At 45.3% G+C, this 12888-nt stretch carries 8 protein-coding genes; 5 read left to right on the top strand and 3 right to left on the bottom strand.

Annotated elements, in window-relative coordinates; genetic code table 11:
• The first annotated feature begins 25 nt into the window (after positions 1 to 25).
• From KIT51_11115 to hrpB, 5 genes are all read left to right on the top strand, one after another.
• Positions 26 to 1036 carry a pirin family protein gene (locus tag KIT51_11115; protein UYN85436.1) on the top strand — a complete coding sequence of 337 codons (1011 nt, stop codon included), beginning with the start codon at positions 26 to 28 and terminating at the stop codon, positions 1034 to 1036.
• Positions 1037 to 1139: 103 nt separating this feature from the next.
• Positions 1140 to 1847 carry an energy transducer TonB gene (locus KIT51_11110; protein UYN85435.1) on the top strand — a complete coding sequence of 236 codons (708 nt, stop codon included), beginning with the start codon at positions 1140 to 1142 and terminating at the stop codon, positions 1845 to 1847.
• A gap of 49 nt (positions 1848 to 1896) precedes the next feature.
• Positions 1897 to 2742, top strand: coding sequence for a universal stress protein (locus KIT51_11105; protein UYN85434.1), 846 nt, complete (start codon positions 1897 to 1899; stop codon positions 2740 to 2742).
• Positions 2743 to 2888: 146 nt separating this feature from the next.
• Positions 2889 to 5453, top strand: a complete 2565-nt coding sequence (locus tag KIT51_11100) for a zinc-dependent metalloprotease (GenBank protein UYN88566.1) — start codon at positions 2889 to 2891, stop codon at positions 5451 to 5453.
• A gap of 59 nt (positions 5454 to 5512) precedes the next feature.
• Positions 5513 to 8014 carry an ATP-dependent helicase HrpB gene (gene hrpB / locus KIT51_11095; GenBank protein ID UYN85433.1) on the top strand — a complete coding sequence of 834 codons (2502 nt, stop codon included), beginning with the start codon at positions 5513 to 5515 and terminating at the stop codon, positions 8012 to 8014.
• A 108-nt stretch (positions 8015 to 8122) separates the two neighbouring features.
• Here the strand turns inward: hrpB and KIT51_11090 are convergent, their stop codons facing one another.
• The 3 genes from KIT51_11090 to mnmE form a co-directional block, all read right to left on the bottom strand.
• Positions 8123 to 9973: a glycoside hydrolase family 13 protein gene (locus tag KIT51_11090; GenBank protein ID UYN85432.1), complete on the bottom strand. Its 1851-nt coding sequence runs from the start codon at positions 9971 to 9973 to the stop codon at positions 8123 to 8125.
• A gap of 218 nt (positions 9974 to 10191) precedes the next feature.
• Positions 10192 to 11406 (bottom strand): OmpA family protein, encoded by a 1215-nt coding sequence (locus tag KIT51_11085; protein ID UYN85431.1) that lies wholly within the window; start codon positions 11404 to 11406, stop codon positions 10192 to 10194.
• Between the two features lie 82 nt (positions 11407 to 11488).
• Positions 11489 to 12865, bottom strand: a complete 1377-nt coding sequence (gene mnmE / locus KIT51_11080) for a tRNA uridine-5-carboxymethylaminomethyl(34) synthesis GTPase MnmE (GenBank protein UYN85430.1) — start codon at positions 12863 to 12865, stop codon at positions 11489 to 11491.
• Positions 12866 to 12888 lie beyond the last annotated feature (23 nt).

Genomic DNA, 12888 nt, shown 5'->3' with positions numbered 1-12888 from the left:
TGATTAAGATCAACACACAACTGACATGATAAAAAGCATAAAGCCCCTTGGCTTCCCCTGGCAAACGCAAGATCCTTTTTTGTTTTGCGTGCACCATCATGACGACTACCCGAAAGGTAATGAAGTGATGGGGCCGGCAGCCTCCTTATCCGGAAGGTCAATCGGCCAGGATTTTACGCCCAACAAAGAAGGTTGGCGGATGTATCATGGTACACAGGTTCCGGGGTTTCCGGCTCACCCGCATTGCGGTTTTGAAACGGTAACCATCACCACAAAAGGATTTATCGATCACTCCGATTCGCTGGGTGCTGCCGGGCGCTTTGGTTTTGGTGACGTTCAGTGGATGACTGCTGGTAAGGGTGTGCAGCACTGTGAAATGTTTCCATTGATACATCAGGATAAGGGAAATCCATTGGAGCTTTTCCAGGTATGGCTGAACTTGCCTAAATCAAAAAAGAAAGCTGATCCCTACTTTGCTATGCTCTGGAGTGATGAGATTCCTGAGGTTAATTTTAAAGATGAAAGCGGTAAATCAACAACCGTAAAAGTAATGGCAGGGAAAATCGGTGATGTTCATGCTCCTTCCCCTGCGCCTGATTCCTGGGCGGCCAATCCTGAAAATGAAGTGGCCATTTGGACCATTCGGATGGAGCCCGGTGCCGTGTGGTCGTTGCCGACCGCATCTGCCGGGACCAATCGGTCTTTATATTTCTATGAAGGCGATTCAGTGGAAATTGCCGGCCGGGAGTTTTTGAAACATCAGGCGGTTGAGCTCTATGCTGATAAAATAACATCACTCAAGAATGGTTTGAGCCATAGTTATTTCCTGCTTTTACAAGGCAAACCTATTAACGAGCCCGTAGTTCAACACGGTCCCTTTGTGGGCAACACACAAGCCGATATACAAGAGGCGTTTCGGGAATACCAACAAACTCAATTTGGCGGTTGGCCTTGGCCCAGTTATGAACATGTTCACGCGCGCAACAGGGGCAGGTTTGCTAAATACCCTAATGGCAGGGAAGAGACGAAGCAGTAGTTGATATAGATCAATCGCTGCCAATAATCATCCCGTTCACTAACAAACATCATGTCCGGTCTTTACGATTTGTGGTAAAATCGTTTAATAAAAACCACAAACCATGGGCCTCTTTCATGAACCCAAAAAAACCAATCATGCAGACCTCGAAAGGATCAGGCCTGTCATTTTCAATATCAGTTTAATCATTACGCTATTGCTGGTGATTGCAGCATTTGAATGGCGTACCGCTGAGAAAGTAGAGCAAAAAGTTGTTGCCCTTCAGACTTCCGATTTTGAAGAAGTGATGGATGTTCCGCAGACCGAAATCCCGCCACCACCGCCACCTGTTTTGCAGCAGCCCCGTATTGTAGAAGTGCCGAACCAGGAGGAGATTAAAGAAGAGATTAAAGTACAATTTGATATTGATGTAACCAACACTACCGTTTCGCAGGAGTTTACCATTGAAACAGCGCCTGTAGTGCAGGTGGAGGAAGAAGAAACCGACAAGATATTCCTGGTGGTAGAGCAGAGTGCAGCACCTAAAGGCGGTATGGCCGCTTTTTACGATTATGTTTCCAAAAACATTAATTATCCGGCACAGGCCAGGCGAATGAATATTGAAGGAAAAGTATTTGTTGAATTTGTAGTGGATAAAGATGGCACCTTAACCAATTTTGTTGTGGTGAAAGGCATTGGAGCCGGTTGCGATGAAGAAGCTTTGCGGATTATACAAAGTGCGCCACCGTGGACACCTGCCAAACAACGCGGTAAGCCGGTAAGGCAACGGATGGTGTTGCCTATTTACTTCAAGCTGGCGGCTCGCGTTTAAATGTTTCAAAATTACGGTGCTGTTGCCAATTAAAAGGTAAATTGAAATCATGAAACTGGTACTTGTTCCTACTGATTTTTCTGAAAATGCTTCCCATGCTTTAGAGTATGCCGTTGAGACGGCCAATGCAATAGGAGCAGGTTTGCTGGTCATGTCGGTTTATAGCCCACCCGTTTCTGTACAAAGTGCCCTGCAAACAGTAGTTGCCGAGGATACTGCACGCGTTACCAAAATTTATCGCGAAAAATTAAACACAATAGCCGAAACCGTTAAGACAGAATTTCCATCGGTTTCTTGTGCTGTTCAGGTGACGGTTGGGGATGTGGTTAGTGAAATCGTTTCGTTAGCCGGTGAGAAAAAAGCTGACCTGATTGTTATGGGTACCCAAGGTGCCAGCAAAGTTGTGAATGTTTTGTTTGGCAGCAATACGGCCTCTGTTATTGAAAAAGCAGCATGCCCAGTGTTGTGTATTCCTCAAGGCTTAAGTTACCAAACACCCAAAAGGATACTCTTCGCCACAAACTTTGCCTACAGCGATATTGAAGGAGCAAAACAGTTGGTGGGGTTAGCCAAAGCGTTTGGTGCCGAGGTTGTTTTTGGTCATGTGGTGGTTGGTGCTGAGGAAACTGAGGAAGAGAAAGCAGTTGTTGATAAGTTTGCCATAGAAATCCGATTGCTGACAGGATATGGGAAAATCAGCGGAAAGGTAATCAGTGATGCGCATGTCAATGCCGGGCTTGATGCGCTTATTGAACAAAGCCAGGTAAATATGATTGCTCTGTCTACCCGTAAGCGTAACCTGTTTGAAAAAATATACAACCCAAGCATCACCAAGAAGTTTTCATATTATACCAATATCCCGTTACTGGCCTTTCATGCACCAAATGATATGTAGAAGACCGGTAGAGGTTTCTCAAGTAATACCTCAGGTTTATCCATTTAACATTTACCGCTTAAATAATTTCAGTATACACGGTAACTATTCTGTTTGATTTCTCCGGTGTGTTTCTTCATTCTTGCGTTTTCAAATCCATTGCTATGATGAAAAAGATAAAGTGGGTGACAGGAATGTTAATCATGCTTGCCCTAACTGTATTACATCCCTTACAGGCGCAAAAGAAATCAAAGGCAGCGCCATCTTCAACGCCAACCCAACAACCGGTAGCACCAAAAGCCGACACGGCCAAAGCACGCAATGCCGGAGCCCTAAAACCCTATAACCAGGTGATCACAGCCAAAGCCAAAACACAACAAGGTTTATTCACTGTTCATAAGGTTAATGATGATTATTTCTTTGAAATTGAGGAGGCTATACTTGATAAAGAATTTATGGCGGTAACACGTATCGCCAAAGCACCAACCGGTGCCGGGTATGGTGGCGAAGAAAGGAACCGCCAGGTGTTGCGTTGGGAAAAGGGGCCTAATAACAAGCTTTTTTTAAGGGCGGTTTTGTACATCAATGCCAGTGGCGACTCCACAGCGCCTATCATGGAGGCTGTTCGCAATTCGAATGTTGAGCCTATTGTTTCAGCGTTCGACATCAAGGCCATCAACAATGGTAAAAGTTATGTGATCAATGTCAACGAATTTTTCAATGCCGATAACCAATTGGTATCGCTTAGCCCGGTTGTTAAGAGAAATTTCAGTTTAGGAGCCATTCAAAAGGACCGCTCCTACATTTCCAGTATCAGGTCTTATCCTATTAACACTGAAGTACGGGCAGTAAAAACATTTGCCTCCAACTTACCTCCTCAAACATCCGGGCCTTCAACCGTTAATCAATTGCCTGCCGGAGCCAGCACTGGGTTTGTTACACTGGAAATGAATGTTTCCATGATTTTACTTCCGGAAAATCCCATGCGTAAACGCTTGTTCGATAACCGTGTTGGATTTTTTGCGAATGGTTACACGGTTTACGGTGAAGAATCCCAGCGTGCCGAGCGTGAAGTGTTTGCCGTGCGGTGGAGGTTGGAACCGAAACCTGAAGACGTTGAGAAGATGAAGCGGGGTGAGTTGGTTGAACCAATAAAACCCATTGTGTTTCACATCGATCCGGCCACGCCTGAGAAATGGAGAAAATACTTAAAGCAGGGTGTAGAAGACTGGCAGGTTGCTTTTGAACAAGCTGGTTTTAAAAATGCCATCCAGGCGAAAATTATTCCGGCAGGGGATACGTCCATCAGCACGGAGGATGCCCGTTACTCCTTCATTCGTTATTTCGCTTCTGATATTCAAAATGCTTACGGCCCGAATGTTCATGATCCACGTACCGGTGAAATACTGGAAAGCCACATTGGGTGGTATCATAACGTAATGAACTTGCTGAATAATTGGTACACGATTCAGACAGCAGCTGTTGATCCGCGTGCCCGCACCCGAAAGTTTGATGATGAACTGATGGGGCAACTGGTTCGCTTTGTGGCTGCGCATGAAGTAGGGCACACGCTTGGCCTGCGACATAACTTTGGAGCAAGCTTTGCTACACCGGTAGAAAAATTACGCGACAAAGAGTTTTTACAAAAGTACAGACATACATCGTCCATCATGGACTATGCCCGCTTCAATTATGTAGCTCAACCTGAAGATAATATTCCGGCTGAGTTGCTTTTCCCCGGTGTAGGTGTGTACGACCGTTGGGCGATTGAGTGGGGGTACAAGCCTATCTTCGACACAAAAAGTCAGGAAGAAGATAAAAAGATTTTAAACAAATGGGTGCTTTCCCATGCCAACGATCCCATGTATTGGTTTGGCACCGAAAGCAACCCTTACGATCCGCGCACGCAAAGCGAAGACCTGGGCAACAACGCCATGCTGGCCAGCGATTATGGTATCAAAAACCTGAAGCGCATCCTTCCTTCTTTGTCCGACTGGTATAAGGAAGAAGCTGAGAAGTATGCCATGCTCAATGAGATGTATAACCAGGTGGTAGGACAGTATCGCAGGTATATGGGGCATGCTACCAAAAACATTGGTGGCATTTATGAAACGCCAAAAACGTATGAACAGGTAGGTGCAGTATATGAACCCACACCGCGAGCTATCCAGCGCGATGCGGTTACCTTTTTAAACAAGCAGCTTTTTGAAACGCCAACATGGTTAATGAATCAGGATGTGCTCAGTAAAATCCGACCAGGCTCCGGTGTAGAGCAGGTAAAGACTATTCAGGAAGCCACGCTAAACAGCATTTACGATTACGCACGCATGCAGCGCCTAATTGAATCCAGTGCTCAATCCAGTAATGCGTATAGCCTTGATGATTTATTCACCGATATGCGTTCAGGCATCTGGTCGGAGTTGCGTACAAAAAAAGCAATTGATGTGTACCGCAGGAATCTGCAGAAAGTTTATGTGGAGAAAATGGTGAGTTTGTTAAACCCACCCGCTACACCACCAGCAGGCGGACAGGGATTTGTAAATCCAAATGCCTCACCGGCTTCACCGGTTGCCGATCCAAAGAAAAGTGATGTGATTTCAGTTGCACGAGGTCACCTGATTGCCCTTCGCAGCGATATCAATGCTGCACTTCCCGGCACTACCGATAAGATGAGCCGCTACCATTTGCAGGATGTGGTGACACGAATTAACCAGGCATTGGAGCCGAAGTAAGCCAATGTTAATATTGTATTTAAAAAGAAGTCTGTGTTTTACAGGTCTCTTTTTATTTTATGCGGGTTCTTCATTCTGAATTACCTTTACCCCTTATGCAATACCCGATTCTGGAGATACTTCCATCATTAAAGGCAAGTTTGGAGCTAAGCAAGAAGGTAATCTTACAAGCTCCACCCGGTGCGGGTAAGTCAACCCTTGTGCCGTTGGAGTTGATGGATGAGCCTTGGCTGAAGGAAAAGAAAATCATCATGCTGGAGCCGCGCAGATTGGCTGCGCGATCAGTGGCCATGCGGATGGCCTCGTTACTGGAGGATGAGGTGGGGAAGAAGATTGGATATCGTGTACGCTTTGAAAATAAAGTAAGCAATCAAACACGTGTTGAAGTAGTTACAGAGGGAATCCTTACCCGCATGATTCAATGCGACAATGCCCTTGAAGATGTCGGACTAGTCATCTTTGATGAATTTCACGAACGAAGCCTGCAAGCTGATTTGGCGTTAGCGCTTTGTATTCAAACACAACACGTGCTGCGTGATGATTTGCGCATACTGATTATGTCAGCTACGTTAGATGGGCAAGCACTATCAGAAAAACTAGCGGCCCCGCTCATCAGCAGTGAAGGAAAACAATACCCGGTAGAGGTACACTACCTGGGCGATGATAAGGATGTTCATGCGTCTGTGTATACGGCACGGACAATCCGAAAAGCTTTGATGGAAGAAAAGGGCGATGTACTGGCATTCTTTCCCGGTACGGGCGAAATCAGACGCACAGTTGAATTATTGGAGCAGGAAAATTTACCTGTGATTCTTTTTCCGCTGTATGGCGACCTGCCGTTCAAAAAACAACAAGAAGCTATTTTACCCGATCCACAAGGAAGGCGTAAGGTTGTTTTGGCAACGAGTATTGCCGAGACATCGCTGACCATTGAGGGTATTCGTATGGTTATCGATTCAGGACTTTCACGTGTACCTAAGTTTGATCCGCGTAGCGGGTTAACCCGTTTGGAAACTATTCGTGTTACTAAAGACGCAGCCGATCAGCGCACGGGCCGTGCCGGGCGACTTGGCCCCGGTGTTTGTTACCGGTTATGGAGTGAAGCAACACAACGAAACCTTCAACCAAATCGCAAGCCAGAAATTTTGGAAGCCGATCTTAGTTCATTGGTGTTGGAACTAGCGGCATGGGGCATAACAAATGTTAATGAGTTGACATGGATAACACCTCCACCACAAGGAGCGGTAAGTCAGGCGAAAGAATTATTGACACAGTTGGGCGCTTTGGAAGATGACCGCGTAACAAAACATGGACGGGCCATGGCCGAGTTGCCAACACATCCGCGGATTGCGCACATGCTGGTAAATAGCGCAGATGAATCTGCTTTGGCATCCGATGTTGCCGCGTTATTAGAGGAGCGCGATCCATTAAGTGCTTCAGGAAGTGCTGATCTTACCTTACGCCTTGAGGCTTTGCGAAAATGGCGAGGTAAGGAATTTGTTCAGGCCGACCGGAACGTATTGGAGCGAATCGAACGTTTGGCACAGTCGTGGCGAAAATCATTTTCCATACAAGCCGATAATAAAATTGTCAGTGATTATGAGGTTGGGAAATTATTAGCCCTTGCATACCCTGATCGTATTGCCAAGCGAATGGAGAAGCACAGTGAGCGCTATAAACTCATGAACGGTCGTGTTGCAAAACTTCCTGCTCACGATCCGCTGATGCATGCCGAATGGATTGTGGTGGCGCAACTTGATGCAGGCTCAGGTGAAGGAAAAATATTTCTGGCGGCTCCGGTGCACGAAGAAGACCTGAAACTGATTGCCAGACCGGTGCAGGAAGTCAGGTTGAACAAAGAACGTGGAGTAGTTGAAGGGGTAGAGGAATTTCGAATTGGAAATCTTGTATTGTCACAGAAAAAGCTTACGCCAATTCCTGACGATAAGCGAATCAGTATACTATGCTCGGCCATACACGATGAAGGGATTGGTGTATTGGGTTTCCCTGAATCTATTCGTGAGCTGCAGTTGCGTGTGGGTAGCTTAAAAGTTTGGCGGAAGGATGAGGCATGGCCTGATATGTCGGATCAATCTTTATTGAATCACATATACGATTGGCTTCCGCCTTTTTTAAATCAGATCAATTCATTAAGCGAGCTGCAAAAGCTTGATTGGTATTCAATTTTGCTCACGCTGATTCCATGGGAGCTACAACGAAAGATTGATGAGCTTGCTCCTGCTCGACTGGAAGTACCGAGTGGATCGTTGATTAAAATCCAGTACAACAGCAATGGACAACCACCGGTGATGGAAGTACGGTTACAAGAATGTTTTGGTTTGCTTGACACCCCTGCTGTAAATGAAGGTCGGGTGAAGATAACCATGCATTTGCTTTCGCCCGGTTATAAGCCCGTTCAGGTTACACAAGACCTGAAAAGTTTCTGGAACACCACCTACCACGAAGTAAAGAAAGAGTTGAAAAGACGTTACCCCAAGCATTCATGGCCGGATGATCCGTGGACAGCGCAAGCGGTGAGGGGAGCGGTTAGGCGCAGGTAATAATAGTTGTTGGTTGTTAGTTGTTCGTTGTTCGTTGTTAACTTAGACTCACCTAACAACAAACAACCAAGAACGAACAACTAATGGAGAATAACGATGAACAAACAACTATTTCTTTAATTCCAACACCACCATACTCACCGGCTTGATTTTAAATGGAGCAGAGATTTGTATGGATTCACCCGTAAGGACATTGTTTGCATTTGTAAAACCAGCAGTACGTTCGATGTATTTTGAAAAATCTACCATCATTTCCTTTTCACCGGTATTCATCACACACATAACGGTTTGATTATTATCGTAGCGGAAGTAAACATACAATCCATCCACGGGTACGTACTGCATCATCTTCCCAGTTTTTAGGGCGCTTGAAGTTTTGCGGAAGTTGGCCAACGTACGAATTAACGTAAAAACCTCTTGTTCTTCTTTTGTCCTTCCTTCGGCAGTAAACTTATTTACTTTATCATCAGGCCAGCCACCGGGAAAATCCAGCCGAACCCATCCATCCGGATTGGCAACACCTTTCATCAGTATTTCACCACCGTAATACATTTGTGGTATGCCACGTGAAGTCAACAGCCAGGTAAAGCCTACTTTTATTTTGTTTAAGTCTTCATTTACCACTGAGAAGAAACGACTCAAATCGTGGTTGTCCAAAAAGATAACTTGTTTCATTGGGTCCTTATAAACCAAGTCATTCGACATGGTTTGGTAGAGCCGACTTGCACCCTCCGTCCAGCCAAACTTTTCATTTAATGCGGCCTGAATTCCATAAAAAAGTGTTTGAAAGTCGTTTGTCGCAGGAAGATTACTCTTAAAAGAAAAATTCAGATTGTTTTCTACAAAGTAAGCTTGATTAATGACGCCATGTACCCAAGTTTCGCCAAACATAGAGATAGAAGGGTACTCATCCATCAGTGCCTTGTTACAGCGGTTCATAAATTCAAGGTCGTTGTAATGGTAGGTATCAATTCGCCAGCCGTCAACACCGAATTCTTCCACACTCCAGATGGCATGCTGAATCAGAAACTTCTCTACAAAGGGATTTTGATGGTTAAGGTCGGGCATCATTTTCGTAAACCAGCCATCGCTCATTTTTTTCTTTTCAGATGGAGCCACATAGGGATCAAACAAGGTTTGATCGCGGTAGCTGGTATTGGTGTATTCCGGCCATTCGTGCAGCCAGTCTTTCATGGGCTTGTCTTGAACAGTGAAATGGTATAGTCCAACATGATTGTACACAGCATCCTGGATAAGTTTCATGCCCCGCCTATGCAATTCGTAGCTAAGTTTTTTATAAGCTTCTTCTCCGCCAAAGCGTGGTTCAATTTTGTAATGATTGGTAAAAGCATAACCGTGCTCGGTTCGGTTTGGCATATCGTTTTGGATAACAGGGGTCATCCATAATGCGGTTATGCCTAAATCCTGCAGGTAGTCGAGTTTATTGATTACACCTTGCAAATCACCGCCATGCCGGTGAAAAATCGAGTCGCGGTTAAGGGATTGATCGCGCATGCCGGGAAGCCTGTCATTTGAAGGATCACCGTTGCTAAACCGGTCGGGCATTAACAGGTATATAAAGTCGGAAGATGTAACACCTTGGGCAAATTCTGTCCCCTTGCCATTGCGCCTCGGTTTCAAGGTGTATTCGATCACAGCCGGTTTTGCTTTTTGATTGATCGTCAGGTTGAATTTTCCTGGCGCGGCTTTTGGTGAAACATCCAGGTCGATGAACAGGTAATTATTGTTTTCTGGATAATGCACCTTCTTAAGGGTAACACCGGGATATTTGAGTGTAACCGTTGGGTTATCTTTACCGATATCGGTACCATGCACCATAAGTTGCAGTGAAGTATTTTTCATACCACTCCACCAGTGGGGCGGATAAACTTCCGGATTTTGTGCGTTTGCAAAAAAACTAAGCAGTACAAAGAGTAAAAAGGGTGCTGACGGTTTCATGTTTGGATATCGTTTTTAGTTAGAGGCCATATCAAAAATAAGTTTAACCACTAAGGACACGAATAAAGCACAAAGTTTACAGAGACGAAGCCGCTGAATTGTAGGGCCTTTGTGCAGATCTTTGTGTACGCTGTGGTTTCAACAATTGTATTTTGAGATGGCTTTAAAAAAATGGCACCGGTTCAGGTGCCATTATATACATACAATTAAGGTCAATATTAATCCTGCAAAATTTCTATTTCAATGCGGTTATTAAGTTTGGCGGCAACGGTGGATCCTTGCTTCACGAGCATTTCCATTCCGCCCCAGGCGTAAATTTCGGTACGCTTTTTATCGATGCCATTATCCACCAGGTACGATTGAATCGTTTCTGCCCTCAACTTCGACAGTTCTTTTCCGTTGCCGTTTTTGGTAGATGAACCTGCCATGGCAAAATAGTTTTTGTCTTTGCCCAACGTAGTGATGCGAATGTTCTTATCGTTACCGTTGTTGTGCCCGTGAATTTTGATCCGGTAATTCGGATTCATGCGCATCATGTTAACCAACTCATCTAACTCCGTTTTTGATGCAGGCGTCATAATGGCCGCATCCTTATAAAAGGCAACATCGTACATAACCGACACATCGCCTTTTTTTAGCCGCTCGAGTTTATAGGGCACAACCCATGCGCCCTTTTCATCGCGGGTAACATCGGGTGTTTGGCCGGGGTCGTTGTAGTTGATGATTTTGATCTCTTCTTTAAAGCCGAAAATGCCGCAAACGATCGTCAGGGGTATGGCGGGGTCAGCCGGACGAAGGATGTCAACATATTCATCGGTTTTGTAGGTGGCCAAATCACGGCCCTGCATCCGGTCAACATTGTGTACCTGCGAACTTAATGTTTGACCGTCTTGTGTCATGACCACAAATTTAAAGTACTGTCCGCGGGCAGGAGGTAAGGGCTTATCCTCTACGACCGGTTCGCGCTTAGGTTCTTCTCTAGGCTCGGGCTTGGGTTCAGGTTTGGGTTCTGGTTTAGGTTCTGTCTTTGATTCTTCCTTTACCACCACAGGCTCAGGCTTTTGCTCAGTAACAGGTATTTTCTCTTCCTTTGGTTCTCGTTTAACGATGGGTTGAGTGGGTTCACCCGTGGTTAGTGGCCCTTCGTACAACCAGGCATCTTCAAACTCGGTCTCCTTCTGTAGCCTGCGCGTCATGGCCGATGCCTCCTTCTTATCGTTTGTTTTTAATACATAGATGTAGGTAAGGTTTCGTTGTTCGTGTTTTCCCTGTTGGGCATCGAACTTGGCATTTCGGGCATAACCGGTAAAAGCATCAGCATATTTTTGAACGCGATAGGCGCCAATAACAACGTAGTAATCTTGTGCGAAAAGTCCGGCTGAAGATAAGATCAACGCTACGATAAATAGCGATTTCACAGTGGGGAGGGTCATGGGCAAAAGTTTAGTGCTATCAATTGGCTAAGATAGCATTCAGGCTTTAAAATTCAAGGTTAAATCCTTACCGGATGGGTTATTACTTCCCGATACAAAACTTACTAAAAATATTATCCAGCAAATCTTCCGTGGTAATGGTGCCGGTGATTTCGCCTAAATAATGGAGTGCCTGCCGAATATCCATGGCCAAAAAGTCTCCGGTTATGCCATGGTCCAGCCCATCCAGTACGCGCTGAAGCGCATCGAAGGTCTGTGTCAGGTTATGGTAATGGCGCAAGTTTGTAACCATTACATCGCCTTGCTTTACGGTGTTGATGTGAAAATGGGCAAGAATCTTGTCTTTTAATTCCTGTATGTTGTTTTTCTGCGCTGCCGATATGAAAACAAAGGCACGATCTGTGAGTTTTTGCATTAACTCGGGGTTGGCCTTATCGAGTTTGTTCCCCACTTTAAGGTAGGGTATGCCCAAGGCTTTTAAGTGAGCTTCTTCCTTTTCGATTTCTTCCCAGGATGTATCGGCAAGATCGAACAGGTAAATAATCAAAGCGGCCCGTTTCATATGTTCGCGTGTGCGCTGCACACCAAGGGCCTCGATAACATCATCGGTTTCGCGTAAACCGGCTGTATCCATAAACCTGAAGTTGATTCCGCCCAGCACAATTTCGTCTTCAATGGTATCGCGTGTTGTACCGGCTATTTCAGAAACTATGGCGCGATCTTCATTCACCAACGTATTCAACAAAGTTGATTTTCCGGCATTGGGTTTTCCGGCTATTACGGTAGGTACCCCGTTTTTAATAACATTACCGGCATCGAATGAATCGATCAATACGCGCAGGTATGATTGGATACGAAGGATCAGTTTACGCAAATCATCCCGCTTAGCGAACTCTACATCTTCTTCGCCAAAGTCAAGTTCAAGTTCAATTAATGAAGCAAAGTGGATCAGCTCTTCACGCAGGTGGTTGATTTCTTTTGAAAAGCCGCCACGCATCTGGTTAATGGCTGCTTGTCGGGCATTATCCGTTTCAGCACTGATAATGTCTGCTACAGCTTCGGCTTGGGCCAGGTCTATACGGCCGTTCAGGAATGCCCTTCGGGTAAATTCACCCGGCTCGGCCAATCGTGCGCCTGATTTTAAAAAAAGTTTTATCAGTTCTTTCACCGCTATGGGTGAGCCGTGACATGATACTTCTACTACATTTTCACGCGTAAAAGATTTTGGCGCTTTAAAAATTGTAACCACTACCTCATCAATCACCTTTTCGCCCTCCGCAATCAAACCAACATGCGCAGTATGGGTAGCCTGCTTTTCCAGGTCTTTTCCGTGGAAAACTTTATTGACAAGGGTAATAGCATTTGCTCCGGACAAACGGATAACGGCAATTGCACTAATGCCTTGCGCAGTGGCAAGAGCAACAATCGTATCGGTATGGTCGAAAATTTTGGCTGCCATGGGCGGCAAGTTAATGCTTAAAG

Source organism: Cyclobacteriaceae bacterium (genome assembly GCA_025808415.1).
In the GTDB taxonomy this organism is placed as follows: Bacteria; Bacteroidota; Bacteroidia; order Cytophagales; family Cyclobacteriaceae; genus UBA2336.
Note: the sequence above shows the minus strand (reverse complement) of the source record. Positions and strands in the feature narration are given on the sequence as shown.

What these genes read in the sequence shown, in the direction of transcription:
- KIT51_11115 (UYN85436.1), top strand. Translation starts at nt 26, where the DNA reads ATGATAAAAAGCATAAAGCCCCTTGGCTTCCCCTGGCAAACGCAAGAT.
- KIT51_11110 (UYN85435.1), top strand. Translation starts at nt 1,140, where the DNA reads ATGGGCCTCTTTCATGAACCCAAAAAAACCAATCATGCAGACCTCGAA.
- KIT51_11105 (UYN85434.1), top strand. Translation starts at nt 1,897, where the DNA reads ATGAAACTGGTACTTGTTCCTACTGATTTTTCTGAAAATGCTTCCCAT.
- KIT51_11100 (UYN88566.1), top strand. Translation starts at nt 2,889, where the DNA reads ATGAAAAAGATAAAGTGGGTGACAGGAATGTTAATCATGCTTGCCCTA.
- hrpB (UYN85433.1), top strand. Translation starts at nt 5,513, where the DNA reads ATGCGGGTTCTTCATTCTGAATTACCTTTACCCCTTATGCAATACCCG.
- KIT51_11090 (UYN85432.1), bottom strand. Translation starts at nt 9,973, where the DNA reads ATGAAACCGTCAGCACCCTTTTTACTCTTTGTACTGCTTAGTTTTTTT.
- KIT51_11085 (UYN85431.1), bottom strand. Translation starts at nt 11,406, where the DNA reads ATGACCCTCCCCACTGTGAAATCGCTATTTATCGTAGCGTTGATCTTA.
- mnmE (UYN85430.1), bottom strand. Translation starts at nt 12,865, where the DNA reads ATGGCAGCCAAAATTTTCGACCATACCGATACGATTGTTGCTCTTGCC.